Annotated in this window: 11 protein-coding genes and 1 pseudogene; 7 read left to right on the plus strand and 5 right to left on the minus strand. The window is 56.2% G+C overall.

From position 1 onward, the window contains the following. The first annotated feature begins 22 nt into the window (after positions 1 to 22). The 3 genes from urtC to urtE all read left to right on the plus strand — a co-directional run bounded on the left by urtC (position 23) and on the right by urtE (position 2844). On the plus strand, positions 23 to 1189 hold the full coding sequence (gene urtC / locus JTM80_RS08215) for an urea ABC transporter permease subunit UrtC (protein ID WP_172358530.1): 1167 nt from the start codon (positions 23 to 25) through the stop codon (positions 1187 to 1189). Beyond that, positions 1164 to 1973 carry an urea ABC transporter ATP-binding protein UrtD gene (gene urtD, locus JTM80_RS08220; protein ID WP_172358529.1) on the plus strand — a complete coding sequence of 270 codons (810 nt, stop codon included), beginning with the start codon at positions 1164 to 1166 and terminating at the stop codon, positions 1971 to 1973. Before urtC ends, urtD begins: the two co-directional genes overlap by 26 nt. A gap of 166 nt (positions 1974 to 2139) precedes the next feature. Continuing rightward, the gene (gene urtE / locus JTM80_RS08225) at positions 2140 to 2844 is read left to right on the plus strand and encodes an urea ABC transporter ATP-binding subunit UrtE (protein ID WP_172359113.1); all 705 of its coding nucleotides are present in this window, start codon (positions 2140 to 2142) and stop codon (positions 2842 to 2844) included. Positions 2845 to 2972: 128 nt separating this feature from the next. Here urtE and JTM80_RS08230 read toward each other — a convergent pair. Beyond that, positions 2973 to 3215 (minus strand): annotated as a pseudogene (locus JTM80_RS08230) (hypothetical protein); the annotation flags it as partial. 603 nt (positions 3216 to 3818) lie between these two features. Between JTM80_RS08230 and JTM80_RS08235 the strand changes: the two are divergent. Further along, positions 3819 to 4115, plus strand: a complete 297-nt coding sequence (locus JTM80_RS08235) for a hypothetical protein (RefSeq protein WP_225906797.1) — start codon at positions 3819 to 3821, stop codon at positions 4113 to 4115. A 115-nt stretch (positions 4116 to 4230) separates the two neighbouring features. On the opposite strand, the gene gcvP is transcribed toward JTM80_RS08235, so the two are convergent. Then, positions 4231 to 7257: an aminomethyl-transferring glycine dehydrogenase gene (gene gcvP / locus JTM80_RS08240; RefSeq protein WP_225906798.1), complete on the minus strand. Its 3027-nt coding sequence runs from the start codon at positions 7255 to 7257 to the stop codon at positions 4231 to 4233. A gap of 723 nt (positions 7258 to 7980) precedes the next feature. Here gcvP and JTM80_RS08245 point away from each other — a divergent pair. Further along, positions 7981 to 8622 (plus strand): hypothetical protein, encoded by a 642-nt coding sequence (locus JTM80_RS08245; RefSeq protein WP_205370955.1) that lies wholly within the window; start codon positions 7981 to 7983, stop codon positions 8620 to 8622. On the opposite strand, the gene JTM80_RS08250 is transcribed toward JTM80_RS08245, so the two are convergent. Further along, the gene (locus JTM80_RS08250; RefSeq protein ID WP_172358526.1) at positions 8528 to 9697 is read right to left on the minus strand and encodes an extracellular solute-binding protein; all 1170 of its coding nucleotides are present in this window, start codon (positions 9695 to 9697) and stop codon (positions 8528 to 8530) included. The two genes, JTM80_RS08245 and JTM80_RS08250, sit on opposite strands and share 95 nt — an antisense overlap. 957 nt (positions 9698 to 10654) lie before the next feature. Between JTM80_RS08250 and JTM80_RS08255 the strand changes: the two genes are divergently transcribed. Both JTM80_RS08255 and JTM80_RS08260 read left to right on the plus strand, forming a co-directional pair. Next, complete coding sequence (locus tag JTM80_RS08255; RefSeq protein ID WP_172358525.1) at positions 10655 to 11167, plus strand: hypothetical protein; 513 nt, start codon at positions 10655 to 10657, stop codon at positions 11165 to 11167. Positions 11168 to 11624: 457 nt separating this feature from the next. After that, on the plus strand, positions 11625 to 12251 hold the full coding sequence (locus JTM80_RS08260; RefSeq protein ID WP_172358524.1) for a DedA family protein: 627 nt from the start codon (positions 11625 to 11627) through the stop codon (positions 12249 to 12251). 117 nt (positions 12252 to 12368) lie between these two features. Here JTM80_RS08260 and JTM80_RS08270 read toward each other — a convergent pair whose 3' ends face one another. Together JTM80_RS08270 and JTM80_RS08275 are read right to left on the minus strand one after the other, a co-directional pair. Next, a complete protein-coding gene (locus tag JTM80_RS08270) occupies positions 12369 to 12770 on the minus strand; it encodes a two-component system response regulator (protein WP_068510234.1) in 402 nt (133 codons plus the stop codon). Positions 12771 to 13395: 625 nt separating this feature from the next. Beyond that, positions 13396 to 15330 carry a primary-amine oxidase gene (locus tag JTM80_RS08275; RefSeq protein WP_205370956.1) on the minus strand — a complete coding sequence of 645 codons (1935 nt, stop codon included), beginning with the start codon at positions 15328 to 15330 and terminating at the stop codon, positions 13396 to 13398. Positions 15331 to 15628: the final 298 nt, after the last annotated feature.

A 15628-nucleotide genomic window follows, 5' to 3' on the forward strand; every position in this document is an offset into this window, starting at 1 on the left:
TGCCGTTACCTGAGCAATCCTCATGGCCGTTGACACTTTTGTTCCCAATCGCACCGTAAACCTGGCAAAGCGGCGATCGCTCTTGATAGAAATTGCCATCGTCGCGGCGATCGCCCTGTTCCTCATCTTCGCGCTGCCGTGGATGATTTCTGCCTTTCGCCTTAACCTGATGGGTCGATTCTTGGCGCTGGCGATTGTTGCCCTCGGTATTGACCTAATCTGGGGCTTCACCGGGCTGCTCAGCTTGGGTCACGGCATTTTCTTCACGCTGGGCGGCTATGCCCTGGCCATGCACCTAAAGCTGCCCCAGCCGCCAGGAAGCGGGCTTCCAGATTTCATGTCGCTTTACGGAGTCAGCGAGTTGCCCTGGTTCTGGCGACCGTTTTACTCTGCGCCTTTTTCCATGATGGCGATCGCCGTCATTCCCGCCATCATTGCCGGACTGCTGGGCTACGTCATCTTCCGAAACCGGATTCGCGGCGTGTATTTTTCCATCCTGACGCAAGCCGCCACGATTATCTTTTTCAACTTCTTCAACGGTCAGCAAAAGCTGTTCAACGGAACCAACGGCTTGACCGATTTTCGGTCGGTTTTTGGATTGCCTGTGAAGGACAACCGGACGCAGTACATTCTCTACATCATCACCATCCTGTTCGTTGTGGCGGCCTACGCCCTGTGTCGATGGCTGACCAGCGGCCGGTTTGGTCGCCTTCTGGTGGCCATCCGTGACGATGAAAGTCGCGTTCGATTTACGGGCTATAACCCAACGGGGTTCAAGATCCTGGTGTTTGCTGTGTCTGGTGCGCTGGCCGGAATCGCGGGTGCTCTGTTCACGCTGCAATCGGGCATTGTGTCGCCAAACACGATGAACATTGCCTTCTCGATTGAAATGGTGATTTGGGTCGCAGTCGGCGGCCGCGCAACGCTGGTGGGCGCAATTTTGGGCGCAGTGGTTGTGAACCTAGCCAAAAGCCTGCTGAGCGAAAAGTTTCCCGATTTTTGGCTATTTTTCCAGGGCGGTTTGTTTTTGCTGGTGGTGCTGCTGTTGCCCAGCGGCATTATCGGCTGGCTCCGCACCAGCGGCGTGAACCTTTACAAGCAGCTCACCGGGCAAACTCGCCTATCTACCTACCCAAGCCTAGAGGAAGACCCAGAGGTTGAATATGAACGAAAAAATCTTGGAGATTGACGACCTTACCGTTAGCTTCGACGGCTTTAAGGCACTCAATCATCTTAACTTCAGCCTCGACAAGGGCGAACTGCGCGTCATCATCGGCCCTAACGGTGCAGGCAAGACGACCTTTCTCGACATCATTACGGGAAAAACCAAGCCCACCGAAGGACAGGTGCGCTTCAAAGGTCGGAATCTGCGTCCCTACGCTGAGCATGAAATCGCGCAAATGGGCGTGGGGCGGAAGTTTCAAACGCCACGAGTGTACCTGAACCTGTCCACCCGCGAAAACCTAGAGCTAGCCGCCAACCGCCAAAAGTCCGTCATTCACACCCTGTTTCGCAAGACGCTAAACGTTGAGCGGCGAACGGTCGCGGAACTGCTGGAAACCATTGGCCTGTCACACAAAGCGGATATGAAAGCGAATCTGCTGTCGCACGGCGAAAAGCAGTGGCTAGAAATTGGCATGTTGGTGGCTCAATCCCCCGATTTGCTGCTAGTAGACGAACCCGTGGCCGGGCTGACGGACGAAGAAACGGAACGCACGGGTGAACTGCTGCTGTCCTTGGCCGAGAGCCATTCGATCATCGTAATCGAACATGACATGGAATTCGTTCGCCAAATTGCCAGAGGCACAGTCACCGTGCTGCACCAGGGTTCCGTCCTCTGTGAAGGCACCATCGACGAAGTGCAGTCTGACCCCCGCGTGATCGAAGTTTATCTGGGTCAAGAAATCCATGCCGATGGCCCCATCAGCCTGCAAGACACCGAAGAACTGCTAGAAGTCGTCGAAGGCGTGTAGGGCAGGAATCAGGCCTCCGAAGTCAGAAATGCGGCTCGGAATCTGCCCTGTTCCACCACACCAATCCGCCATCGCGCCAATACTCCCTTATCCCTTTCCCTCTGCCATCATGAGCCAAACCAACTCTGCTGTCGCCTACGAAGCGCCTGCCGTTTCCGATGACGCTATGCTCCGCGTATCGGGGCTGAATGTGTATTATGGCGAGAGCCACATCTTGCGGAATGTGGATCTCACCGTGCCACGGGGACAGATGGTGTGCTTGATTGGGCGCAACGGCGTGGGCAAGACGACCCTGCTGAAGACCATCATGGGCCTGCTAAAGCCGCGCAGTGGGAATATCACATTCGATGGGCGATCGCTCTTAGAACGGACTCCTGACCAGCGGGCGCGACTGGGCATTGGCTACGTTCCGCAGGGGCGCGAGGTGATTCCCCGGTTGACGGTGCAGGAAAACCTGCTGCTGGGGCGCGAAGCAAGGGCAGAAAAAGCTGGGCGCAGTACCAACCAGGTTCCCGACTATATCTACGATCTGTTTCCTGTGCTAAAGACCATGCTGGATCGGATGGGCGGCGACCTGTCAGGCGGGCAGCAGCAACAGTTGGCGATCGCCCGCGCCCTCATGGGTAAGCCCAAACTCCTGGTGCTGGACGAACCCACCGAAGGCATTCAGCCCTCTATCATCCTGGATATCGAAAACGCCGTGCGCCAGATCGTTGCCTCCACAGGGATTTCGGTTCTTTTAGTGGAGCAGCATTTGCATTTTGTGCGTCAGGCCGACCGCTACTACGCCATGCAAAAGGGCGGCATCGTCGCCTCTGGCCCGACTAGCGAACTGAGCAACGACGTGATCCAGCAATTCCTGGCCGTGTAATGGCGTGTCGTGTCACGGCGCGATGTCTAACGTTCAATCTGCCGCCATCCCCCAACCCCTGCTCCCAGGTCGGGAGGCGGGGAGCAAGAGGGGCTGGAAGTCCCTACGCAAACCCAAACGCTCAGCGGCTAATCGACTCGCTCTAGCTGCCAGAGAATCTGGTTCCCTTCGCGGCGCACGCGAGAGACGACCCAGTTGCGCCAGACCCAGTGATCGCCCCGCCCGGTAACAGCGCTGGCGTTGACATCCATCAGGTCGGCCAGTTCGGCGCTGGTAATCAGATATCCACTGCTGGCGATCGCATCGGCCATTTGCAGCGTTTCGACAGTATTGCGAAGCTGAGCAACCCGCACCTCGCGGGGCAAATTGTCGCTGGTATCTACGCTGGAGGAAATCGACGAAAGATTAGAGTCCACGGTGAGTTCAGCGGAATGCGTTAGGACAGCCAACATGCACAGCAAAGCAACAGTTCAATTCACAGCACAACAGTTCAATTCACAGCAATTCACAGATTCATTAAAGCACTCTCCTAGAAAAACAGATTGCAAACTGTAATGCAATGTTGAGTTTCGCTGCGAATCTAGAATACAAACCTTCAGAAAAGCGTCCCATCTAGAGAAAGCATCCCATCCAGAGCCACACATCGAGCGATTTCGAGCCAAAAAGCAGATGCCAGATTCCTTTACACTCCGTAGCAAATTTCTGCTTGCGCCGATCAGGGGTATCCACTACAATCGCCCATCAAGCTGTGATTTTTCCAACTTCCGCAGCTTGCTTCACTCCCCGAAAATTTGGCCGGTTCGTCGTTTACGGCATTGGTAGATGTTGACGCACCTACCAACGCCTGACCCCAGGACAGTAGGGGCTGTCTCAGGGCTTTGCCTATTGTATGGCCGCCTTGAAACCTGCTTTGCGTCGTTTGGGCGGCCATCTTTTCGGGGTTTCCCTACCTCGTTTCCTGGAGGAAACCCCAAATGCTGACAATTCAATACACCTGGTCGTCCCCATTCTCGGAGGCGACCCAGTTTTCGCTGCCCCCGCTCACCTGCGAACTGCCCCACCGTCGCCGTCTGCGCCACTGCATCATCGGCCTGCCCGAAGATGCCCAGATGGCGATTGACCGTCTGCACCTGCTCCGCTACGCCGAACGCTTCGAGTGGACTCGTGCCCTCGACCTTCCACCCCACGGCATCGTCCTCGACGGTCGCCCCGGCGAAGTGCTGCGCTACCTCCACCGTGAAGTACGGAGCAATTCTGGCGCAAACGAGTAAGAACAGGTAAGGAGGATTTTGGGTTTTGGATTTTAGCAGGGTATCTCCTCAATCCAAAATCCAAAATCCCCAATCTAAAATTCCCCCATTCGATGGCGCGATGGATCTAATAAGCCTAATAAGCGTCCATCGGCAGGCAGGAGCAGACTAAGTTGCGATCGCCATAGGCGTTGTCAATCCGTCCTACTGCGGGCCAGAACTTGTTCTCCCGTGTCCAGGCGGTGGGGTAGGCAGCCCGCTCCCGCGAGTAGGGGCGGTTCCATTCGTCGCTGAGCAAGATGGCAGCGGGGTGGGGCGCGTTTTTCAGCAGGTTATTGTCTTGGGGAACCTTGCCGTCTTCAATCTCGCGGATTTCTTCGCGGATAGCGATCATCGCATCGCAGAAGCGATCCAGTTCCGCCAGCGACTCGCTCTCGGTCGGCTCTACCATGATCGTCCCCCCCACGGGCCAGGACATGGTGGGCGGGTGAAACCCGTAGTCGATCAGCCGCTTGGCAACGTCTTCCACCTCCACGCCAGCCGTCTTCTTGAACTGGCGCAGGTCAAGGATGCACTCGTGGGCCACCAGCCCGTTTTCGCCCTTATACAGCACGGAGTAATGTCCCTCCAGCCGCTTGGCGATGTAGTTGGCGCTGAGGATGGCGACCTGGGTGGCGCGAGTCAAGCCAGCCGTGCCCATCAGGCGGATATAGACCCAGGAAATGGGCAGGATGCTGCTGCTGCCCCAGGGTGCGGCGGAAACCGAACCGACGCTGCTGGAGCCACCCATCGGCACGACGGGATGGCTGGGCAAGAAAGGAACCAGATGCGCCGCTACGCCAATCGGGCCCATGCCGGGGCCGCCGCCGCCGTGGGGAATGCAGAAGGTCTTGTGCAGGTTCAAATGGCATACGTCTGCGCCAAAGTCGGCTGGACGGCACAATCCCACCTGGGCGTTCATGTTGGCTCCGTCCATGTAGACCTGGCCGCCGTAGGCATGAACAATGTCGCAGATTTCCCGAATCGCCGCCTCAAAGACCCCGTGGGTAGAGGGATACGTCACCATCAGCGCTGCCAGATCGGCCTGGTGCTTCTCTGCCTTGGTTCGCAAATCCGCCACGTCGATGTTGCCTTCGCTGTCGCAGGCGACGGGCACCACCTTCATGCCAGACATGACGGCGCTGGCGGGGTTGGTGCCGTGGGCCGATTCGGGAATCAGGCAGACCGTGCGATGTGCATCTCCCCGGCTGAGGTGATATTGGCGAATGACTAGCAGCCCTGCATATTCGCCTTGGGACCCAGCGTTGGGCTGGAGTGAGATGCCCGCAAAACCCGTAATTTCCTTGAGCATGTCCTCAAGCTGCTGGAACAGGACTTGATAGCCCTGGGCCTGATCCAGCGGCACAAAGGGATGAAGCTGGCCAAACTCCGCCCAGGTGACGGGCAGCATTTCGGAGGTGGCGTTCAGCTTCATGGTGCAGGAGCCGAGGGGAATCATCGCCGTGGCTAGGGACAAGTCCTTGAGCTGGAGGCGATACATATAACGGAGGAGTTCGGTTTCGGAGTGGTAGCGGTGGAAAACGGGATGGGTGAGGTAGGGGCTGGTGCGGGAGAGGGGGCTGGGGATCTGAGGGTTTTGCTCCGCAGCGCTGACGTGAGGGGGATTCGGCAGGGAAGGTGTTGGGGAACTGGGGGCGAAGACTTGGAGGAGATCCTGGAGGTCGGCGGGGGTGGTGGTTTCGTCGAGGCTGATGCCGAGGGTGGTGGGGTCGATGCGGCGGAGGTTAATCCGGTGGGCGATCGCCCTTTCCAGAATCACTCCAGCATCCGGCACCGTCACCCGCAGCGTGTCGAAAAAGGGTTCGCTGCCCAGTTCATAGCCCTGTGCTTTCAGACCTTCTGCTAACGCAGCGGTGAACTGGTGAATGCGCGTGGCGATACGCTTCAGTCCGTCGGGGCCGTGGTAGACGGCGTACATGCTGGCAATGATGGCCAGCAGCACTTGGGCAGTGCAGATGTTGCTGGTGGCTTTGTCGCGGCGGATATGCTGCTCGCGGGTTTGCAGGGCGAGACGCAGGGCGGGCTGGCCCGTCGCGTCTTTGGATACGCCGACGAGACGACCCGGAATCTGCCGCTTGAAGGCTTCCTTGGTGGCGAAGTAGGCCGCGTGGGGGCCGCCATAGCCGAGGGGCACGCCAAAGCGCTGGGTGCTGCCGACGGCGATATCTGCGCCAAATTCTCCCGGCGGTTTCAGCAGCGTCAGGCTGAGCAGGTCGGCGGCCACGGTGGCGATCGCCCCTTCTGCGTGGGCCCGCTCAATAAACGCTGTGTAGTCGTAAATCGCTCCGTCCGTCGCCGGATATTGCAGCAGCACGCCAAAGACGGGTGTGGAGAAATCGAACGTGCGGTGGTCGCCCACCAAAACGTCGATGCCCAGCGGCCGGGCGCGGGTCTGCACCACTTCAATCGTCTGGGGATGGCAGGCTTGCGACACCCAAAATGTCTTGCTCTTGCCCTTGTGCTGCCCATAGCTGAGGGTCATCGCCTCGGCAGCGGCCGTGCCCTCATCCAGCAGCGAGGCATTGGCAATTTCCAGCCCCGTCAGGTCGATCACCATTGTCTGAAAGTTCAGCAGCGCCTCCAGGCGACCCTGGGCAATTTCGGGCTGGTAGGGCGTGTATTGCGTATACCAGCCGGGGTTTTCCAGAATATTGCGCTGAATGACTGGCGGCGTGATGGTGTTGGCATAGCCCATGCCGATGAAGGAGCGGAAAAGCTGATTTTGAGCGGCGATCGCCCTCAGTTCCTTTAGCAACTCGTACTCGCTCTGCCCTGCGCCCAGGTTCAGCGGCTGCTGGAGCCGGATAGCTGTGGGTACGGCCCGATCGATTAGTTCTTCCAAAGACCCCAAGCCCAGCGTCGCCAGCATGGATTGCACCTCTGTGTCCGACGGCCCAATATGCCGCTGCACAAAGTCATCCGCAGCCGTAAACCCATCGACCTCTGCGTTCCCCGCACGATTCGCGAAGCGATCCCTGCGGAAATCGCCCGATTGCCCGCCATCTGCCTCTGCTCTGTTCTCAATCCCTGTGGACAGAGTTCCGGCGACCTCGCCGTTGGAAATTGAGCCAGCGTTATCCATCGACACTTGAGAATTGGTCAAAGTTTCAGGCGACATAGACAGCAGCAGAGGGTGAGTTTGAGGATAAAAATCGAAGAGAGCTTGGGAAAACAGACTAGATAAACAGACCGACAGACCTTACCGATTCGTTCAGGAGGATTCAGAAGCGCCGCCTCATGGATAGACAGTCGATAGATAGTCGCCCGAAGACAGTTGCCTAGAGACAGCCGCCTAGAGACAGTCGCCTAAAGACAGTCACCTGAAGACAGCCGCCCAAACAGACGAGGCACTGGGGTTATGACGCTGCTACTTATGACGCTGCTACTCCTGAGTTCCCATTTCTCTAAGACGTATTCTAGTAATCTTAAGGGATGTTAAGAAAATCGCCCATCGCTCCGTCGGGTCGCGGCCTGGTTCATCCGGCCTCTGGCTCTGGGTCATCCGATCGGATGATGTATTTTTCCTGGACTTGCCGATTAAATCGGTTTGGGTGAACATAGGAAGAATTCATAGGAAGAACTCACAACCTCAAGTCAGGAAAGCCGAACTCTGGCTGGCTCTTTCTAGTCGGCTGATATCACATAGGCTGATATCGTACTGGCTGATGTCGCATTGGTCGATGTCGCACCAAAGCAGCAGACATAAGGGCCCGTCAGCACTAGGTTATGAGGCACTTGGAGCAAACTGTGAACATGGCAAGTGAACATGGCAAATAGACGGGCAAGCGGGCAATTCCCCCAGGCATGGCTTCGCGAATCGCACTGGATGGGTGTTGGTGCAAAAGCAGGGTTGAGCGTGGGTCTGGTTGCAGGGTTGATGGGTGGGGCGATCGCCGTCCATGCAGTTCCCCAGTCCGACGCGCCCGCAGCAACCCGCACAGCAGCGGCCGCCTCCGACGACATGACCCGTCTGCTGCTGAGCGAACCCCCGGATTTATCGCTAGCGCAACCGGGCGCGATTTTGCCCGATCCGGAAATGATTACCGCAAACACCATTTCCCAAGAAGGACTGACGCTGCCTAGCCTGTGGTGGGTGCGTGACCAGTTTGGAGAACAGCTTTTGGAAACTTGGTTGGTCTATCCTGCCCGCGAAGACTCGCCCCAGCGAGTGGAGCTAGTCGTTAACCCGCAAGTGTGGAGCATCTATAACTATATGGAGCGCTACACGTTTGTAAACCAATTTGGCGCGTCTGCCAGCACCTATGGCTACAGCACCCGCGTCTTTGACCGCCAGGGTAACCTGCTGGCGGCTTATCTGTGCGATTTTTCGGGTGTGGCATTGGGCCAGGCAGAGGGACGGCGAGACTGCGACATCATGCTGCGCTCCGACGGGATTGCTGGGCTGACGGGTCGGCCCACGCCTGCCGCGGCAACGCCGACCACGCCTGCCGAAATTGGGCAGCGCTAGCGGGCGACAGCGGCAAGAGAAATTCGCTTTTCTGCAAAATGGACTCGGCAGGCAGCCGTAGCTCACGGTTTCGCAAGTCCGCAGGCAAGTCCGACGCATCTAGCGCAAAAATGGGCGATGCAGCGGCCGTTTGCAGCGACAGGCGGGTTGCGGTTTCTGGCTGCCAGCAAAAGTCGATCCACTGGGCCAGTGCAGATTCGGCGATCGCCCCCGGATCGGACTCTGTGGAGGGCGATCGCGCCGGACGCACCCACAAATCGCTAAACAGCATCGTGCCCGACGCGGGAATCACCGCCCCAATGCGCGGGTCGCCCTGCATCACGGGCAGAATGTCGGTCGTCCAGCCCACGGCGGCCCAGGTGTCGTCGATCAGCAGCGGCTGCAAATAATCGGTAGAACTGTAGAACTTGGTCTGGTCATCGAGGGCAGCCAGTTCATTCTGCAAATTCGGAACAGCCGCTAGGTTTGCTTCGTTGACCGATCGACCCAGTTTCTTTAGCACCAGCCCCAACACCGTGCGGGGGCTATCGGGCAGCGACAGCATTCCGGCTAGCTCTGGCCGCCATAGGTCTGCCCAGTCTCGCGGTTGCCAGCCCAGGGGGTCTAGCTTGTCCCTGCGAAAGGCGATCGCCACGCTGCCCCAGCGGTAGGGCGCACCCCACACCAGACCCGCAGCGCTCAGCGCACCCTGGCGATCGCGGGTTACCAAATCCTGCCAGGGCTTGGGCACGCGCTCCCAGCCAGGAATGGACGACACCTCTAGCGGCTGAATCAGCTTTTGCTGAATGGCCTCCGTCAGCCACGCATCACCCAGCGTCACCAGGTCGGCCGTCTGCGGCGACTCCGCCGTTTGCCAGGTTTCCAACTGCTCAACAATGCTGGCAAGCTGGGGGCGCGGCACAAAGCTCAGCGGTAGGGGCTGGCTGAGGGCGCTGCGGAATGCCTTCAAGACCTGCGGCGGCACCGAGTCTTCGAGAAACAACACCCGCAGCCCGTTGTCGCGGCGGCGGCATCCGCCCACTAGGGCCGCAAGCGCTACACTGCTGGAGCCAATGAGGAGCGATCGCCGCTTCATGCTAATCAGGGGTAAGAGGATAGAGAGAGGGTTGGACTCAGGGTACCAGTTGTTTCAGGATGTTAGCAGAATGTTAGGTCTCGTCGCTTCTCCACAAGTCAGAGAGCGATCGCCCCTTTTATCGTGTTGAGCAAGGATTGCAGCCCACCGCTGCCAATGTAGCGTTCCGAGTAGCGTTCCGACAGCGCTAATTCTTATAAATCTGGTTATGAATCTGGCAGAATCTTGCAGGCAATTCTTAGACATCAGGTGGACTGCAAAACACAAGTCAGATCAATCCTCCCGATTGCGCCAATAGATAAAATAGAAAGGAGTAGGGAATAAGAAAAGGACAGTCTTGAATTTCGGAGGAATGCCTGCGTCCTCTAAACCAACTGGCGTACCTTTTACTTATACGTTTCATAAGATTTCCATCCTTCTATTCTCTTGCGTTAGATGGATGATTCGTAGACGATTGCGGCCTTTCATTTCGGGAACAAAATGTAAGTTTATTCGTCTTTTGGTAAGACTTTTAAGCTGTCAGTTTTAGTTGTTTATATCTTTGAATAGATGCACCTAACTGATGGTCGCAAGGCTTGGAAGCTAATTTTCGTTTGGCGATCGCGCTCAGACTTGTGACAGTTTAATTAGCGAAACATAGATGGGGCGATCGCTCATTTTCTGGTTTTATAACTAAGATAGTTCAGACGCTAAAGGATTCTTTCTAAGTCTAAGGAACTTTTAAGACACAGACGAATTCTTTAAACCAGAACCTGCAATTCACCTGCTCTTGATGCCATCAGACTGAGATTGAAAGAGGTACAAAAGCGCCTTTTTGAGAAATCTTTCATCTCACGTTCTATGGTCGAGCATGAAGCGACTCTGATTCGATTACCTGGTCTGAATTCACCATAAGTGCAGTTTGCATTTATGCCGGATTGTTGCGCTCTCTTGTACGTTTTTGGGATGGAAAAACCTATGAAACTCTCTCTGAAATCGATTGCTACCGTTTCTGCTCTGTCGGCTGTTGCTGCGGTTCCCATGCTGCTCTCTGCCAGCCCTGCTTCGGCCCAAATGGCTGGCAACTACATCGGCGCGGGTATTGCTGCGGGCGTGACCGAAGATGCCGCTGGCGACACCTCCTTCGGGGCAAACGTTCAAGGACGCTTTGACGTGCCTGTAGCGCCTATCTCGGTGCGTGGTGCAGCGCTGATCAGTGATTCTGTGGCGCTCATGCCCCTGGTGACGTATGACATCGGCATTGCTCCTGGCGCTAACCTCTACGTCGGCGGCGGCTACTCTTTCGTGACGGATGAGGGCCGGTCTACCCCGCTGGGCGATCGCAGCGCTCCGGTGGCCACGGTGGGCGTGGAAGCCGCGATTCGTCGCAACATCGTCCTCTACGGTGACGCGAAGGTAGGCTTTGATGCATATCGAAACAGCAATGACGCTGCTGTCAGCCTGCAAGTTGGTGCAGCTTATCGGTTCTAGGGCGTGTTTTTAAAGCCCTTTGATCCCCCTAGCCCCCCTTAAAAAAGGGGGGAACCGAGCCAACCACTCCGGAAGTCCCCCTTATTAAGGGGGATTTAGGGGGATCGACTCAAGGCAATCAACGACCTAGAAAGTCTTAAGACACTGCCTAGACTGCTGCATCGGGCACCGCTTGATTTGTAGCGTTGCAGCGACTAAGGCTAGAAACCATGACGCAGTGTGATGTTTAGGTTGAGATCTTAAGGTTGAGATCTAGTTGAGATCTAGCGGGATAGCTAGCAGTATTAGCGAACCGTGTCTGGTCGGGATCTCGCCTGAAGCTGAACTAAATCCTCCGGATATCCCCCCGAATTCCTATCGCACTGGGAAACGGGGGGATTTTCTTAATCATTGACACCCTCTCCGGCTTAAGTAAAGATCAAAAGGGTGTTCGTAAATCTTTGTGAAGGCTTCCCTCATGTCGCTTGAGCTGTTATCGCTAGAGGCCCTGGAAAATCTTGCACATGAGTATGGCTATTGGGTCGTGTTTTTGGGCATCATGCTCGAAAATACAGGTGTGCCGCTGCCAGGGGAGACAATTACGCTGGTGGGCGGGTTTTTGGCAGGCAGCGATGAGCTAAATTACTGGCTGGTCTTGGCCAGCGCAACGGCCGGGGCTGTGCTAGGCGACAATTTTGGCTACTGGATTGGATATTTTGGGGGCTGGCCGCTGCTGGTGCGGGCGGGTCGCGTGTTTCGCATTGAGGAATCCAGGCTGCTAGCAGTCCGCACGCAGTTTAGCGAGAATGCCGCTAGAGCCGTGATCTTTGGGCGATTTCTGGCGCTGCTGCGAATTTTTGCCGGGCCCCTAGCAGGCATTGCACAAATGCCCTATCCCCAGTTTTTGCTGTGCAACCTGATCGGGGCGCTGTCCTGGGCTTCGGTGATGGTGACGCTGGCTTTCTTTGTGGGGAAGCTGATTCCCCTGGAGCAATTGGTAACCATAGTGGGGCAGTTTGCGGTGGTGGCGCTGCTGCTGTTCTGTGCGGCGATCGCCCTCCCCATCTGGCTAGAACACCGCGCCAACCAGGAGCTTGAAGGCTAAGCCCAATCCATTCAGCCAGGTTTGGATTAGACAAGCCTGGATTAGACAAGTTTGGATCAGACAAGCCTGGATTAGACAAGCCTGGGTTAAAACAGTCTGGATTAGACATGCCTGAAGCTAGCTTGCAGAGCCGACGCTTTGCCGCGCCCAGGCCGACTGGACTAGCGACATCAGCACATCGGCCGTCAGCGGTTTAACCAGAAACCCATCAAAGCCCGGATTTTCTTCTTGATGTAGCCAACTGGGTGCGTGGTGATCGGTCAGCGTGACGATGGTGGTGTGGCGGGCGTTGGCGTTGTTGCGGAGTTGTTTCACCAACACTTCAGACCAGCGGCGATCGCCCCCCACCAAAATCACCAGAGACGGCGGCGATTGGCTGACCCGTAGCATCATCTGCACGGCTGAGTTCGTCACCACAACGGGACAGTGCAACCGAGCAAGCTGAGATTCCAGTCTGCGGAGTTCGTCGGACGGCTTATCCAACACCAAGACATAGCTCTGGTTGAGTTGCAGTTGCATGATTTTCCTCGGATACCCAAGCTTGGGATATCGGGTGTTGTCAAGTAACTATACTCCAGACTACAGTTCACGCAAAATCAGGCTCAAGCTCTTACCAGCAGGACGATGTAGTGATTAGTTTCTATCAGCGGCCTTCAATTTTTTTTAGGCTTTGACAATAGAAACTTGGCGATAGTTTTCAAGCCTTAACACAGCATTATCAAAAGACTTACAAGTTAACACCGATTTGACTACAGCGTTTTTGAAGCTAGTGAGGCATGAGATGGGGCAAAAGTCCTCGCCTGTCTGAGTTAGCACAGGCCTCACATCGCAAGAAAATGCTGTAACGGAGCTTTGAAGGGGATTAGATGAACGTCTTAGAGAGAATTTTAGGCGCTTTTTGTCTTGTTTCAAAGAGAGTTTCCTTAAAGGAAAATAGCAAAAGAAAAATGGTAATGATTCCTTCGCAATATTCTCCAAGAGTTGAATGATTTCTCACCCGTTTTATGGCGTTAGCCCCTTAGACGATTTCTCGCGAGACGATTTCTCGCGGACGCAGCCCAGGAGAAATCGTCTAGAACCCAGAGAGGTTATTGCAAGTGCGTATTGCAAGTGCGTATTACAAGTGCGTAAGTTCCGGCCCGTTTTAATGACAAGCGTGCTTGGGTTCAGAGGGCGGCACGTCCAGCGCTGGGTTGCAATCAAAAAAGCCGACGGGCTTTAGCATAAAGCCAGAGTAGGCCGTGGGCATGACGGGCCAATCTTCAGGGCGGGGAATGTGGTGGTGTCCAAAGTTATACCAAACCACCACGTCGGTATTTTCGATCGAGCGATTGGCCTGCGTCCATTGGGGCAAGCCCTGGCCGCCGGGGTGCTGGTTGGGATAGTCGCCAGCGGGATAGCGCTCGGCCGGGTCGTAGGGCGTGACCCACAGGTGCTTGCTCATAAAGCCAGCCCGCTTCATGATAGGCGAGTCAGGATGGGCAAAGGGCAGCACGTTTTCTCCGGGCGCAAGCTTAAAGCCGACGGGTTGCCCCAGGCGGTTTGTGACGTTGGGGTTCACCACTTTCCAGTAGCGGGCAGTGAAGGGGTCGATCAGGCGTTGGGCCTGCTGCTCGGTTGCCAGCAGCGTTGAGACAGCATAGAACGCATTGCCCATTGGATTTTCGGGGCCCATCGGCTCGGCTTCGGTGTTGACTTCGTAAACAGAGTTGGCTGTGCCATCCAGGTCAAAGTCCAGCCGCATACAGAAAAAGTGCTGATGGTTGGTAGCGTTTAGCTCTGGGGCAACCAGCGTGCCATATTTCGGGGTATTCGCCAGCGCCGCGCAAAGCAGAATGCCCGTTAGCTTGACCTCAAACTGAATGCTGCCGTCCTGATAGAAGTACCAGAAAAAGGCGTATTCGTAGTTGTCTACCGTGGCGATGAAGGAAATGGCCAGACGGCGCGATCGCCGCACTTCCACGCTCTCCCTCCGCCAGTCGGTATGCTTCCAGAGCATTCCAAAGTCTTCTTCGTGCAAGCAGATGGCGTTTTCAATCACCGACACCTCGCCCCGGCTATTGGTCAGCACGCCGTCAAAATAGTAAATCTCGCCCACACAGTCGCAGCCCAGCTTGAGGGAATTGGCCAGCAGTCCCACGCCATGTTCGCCCACGTCAAAGGCGTTTTTGCGATAGTGCTGCGGGCGCGGGTCGCCATAGGGCACAACCATTTCTGCCATCGAAGCGCGATGGAGAATCGGCCGCAGCCGCCCCTGATCTTCGTAGCTGACGCAATACAGCACCAGCCCCTCGCGGGGGGTAAAGCCAATGCGAAAGTCCCATTTTTGCCAGCGGATGTGGTGCCCGTTGACCTGAAAGCTGGGCCCTTCGGGCTGAGTAATGTGCAGCGGCTTAATATCTTTGCGAAACTCTGGCATGAAGCGGGCTTCGTATTCCCCCGGCTCTGGCGGCACAGACACCACGCCCAGATCCTCGATGCGGATTAGCGCCATCTTGTTCAAATCCACCACGGGAATTAGCCCATCGATGGGGCGGGCGTAGGCATTGCTGTCGGGTGTGGCGCGGAGATAGCAGATGCAGCGTGAAAAGCGGATGCCCTTTTCGTGTTCAAAGCCAAAGTTGCCCGGTGCCCACGGATCGACCATCACCAGATCCAAGTCAGTGATGCCCCGCTTTGCCAGCGCTGCGTGAAAGTCGGGATGGGCCTTGACCACCGCTTCGCACTCCACCAGTTCGTCGGCCATGATGTTAGGCTGCACTCCCGGCACCTGCCTCCAGGAGGTGACATGCCCCTGGGTGAGGGAAACGATGGCCTCGTAGGTTTGCCCCGTGGCATTGTCCAGCAAGATAACGGCGACTTCTCGCTCAAAGCGATCGCCCGGTTGATAGGCCTGCACCAACGCCTTGGGCGGTTCATGTAGCGTCACCGAGGGAAACCGAAAACCGTCGCCCACGTTTTTTTGCTGCCGAAGCAGGGAAACCGCCTGGTTAATTTCAGCAGCGGTCAGCGGTTCTAAGGGATGCAATGCCCCTGCCTGAGGGTTAGGAGAAGTCAGCGTTTCGCGGGTTGTCGTCATACAAAGTTTGAAAGGGATTGAGAGTTCTAGATAGGGCTTTTCGCCTGAGCAAGCCATTGCTCGATAGCTCTATGGAAAGAAAGCGGCGGAAAGGACGCGCCTGGATGGCTATGCTCAATCTCTGAAGATAGCGAATCTGATTGAACCTTGTGGTGTGCGTTGTTGCGGAGCAGGGGGAGGTTTTGGGTTGGGGTCAATTCTTGAGCCACACGCCCCATACCCTCCAAAATTGCCAATCCAAACTCTAAAATCCAAAATCTAAAATCCCTCCAATGCGGCGGACAAAAATGCAAAAGAG

The organism is Thermoleptolyngbya sp. PKUAC-SCTB121, from assembly GCF_016919485.1.
Taxonomy (GTDB): Bacteria; Cyanobacteriota; Cyanobacteriia; order Elainellales; family Elainellaceae; genus Thermoleptolyngbya; species Thermoleptolyngbya sichuanensis.

What these genes read in the sequence shown, in the direction of transcription:
- urtC (WP_172358530.1), top strand. Translation starts at nt 23, where the DNA reads ATGGCCGTTGACACTTTTGTTCCCAATCGCACCGTAAACCTGGCAAAG.
- urtD (WP_172358529.1), top strand. Translation starts at nt 1,164, where the DNA reads ATGAACGAAAAAATCTTGGAGATTGACGACCTTACCGTTAGCTTCGAC.
- urtE (WP_172359113.1), top strand. Translation starts at nt 2,140, where the DNA reads ATGCTCCGCGTATCGGGGCTGAATGTGTATTATGGCGAGAGCCACATC.
- JTM80_RS08235 (WP_225906797.1), top strand. Translation starts at nt 3,819, where the DNA reads ATGCTGACAATTCAATACACCTGGTCGTCCCCATTCTCGGAGGCGACC.
- JTM80_RS08245 (WP_205370955.1), top strand. Translation starts at nt 7,981, where the DNA reads ATGGGTGTTGGTGCAAAAGCAGGGTTGAGCGTGGGTCTGGTTGCAGGG.
- JTM80_RS08250 (WP_172358526.1), bottom strand. Translation starts at nt 9,697, where the DNA reads ATGAAGCGGCGATCGCTCCTCATTGGCTCCAGCAGTGTAGCGCTTGCG.
- JTM80_RS08255 (WP_172358525.1), top strand. Translation starts at nt 10,655, where the DNA reads ATGAAACTCTCTCTGAAATCGATTGCTACCGTTTCTGCTCTGTCGGCT.
- JTM80_RS08260 (WP_172358524.1), top strand. Translation starts at nt 11,625, where the DNA reads ATGTCGCTTGAGCTGTTATCGCTAGAGGCCCTGGAAAATCTTGCACAT.
- JTM80_RS08270 (WP_068510234.1), bottom strand. Translation starts at nt 12,770, where the DNA reads ATGCAACTGCAACTCAACCAGAGCTATGTCTTGGTGTTGGATAAGCCG.
- JTM80_RS08275 (WP_205370956.1), bottom strand. Translation starts at nt 15,330, where the DNA reads ATGACGACAACCCGCGAAACGCTGACTTCTCCTAACCCTCAGGCAGGG.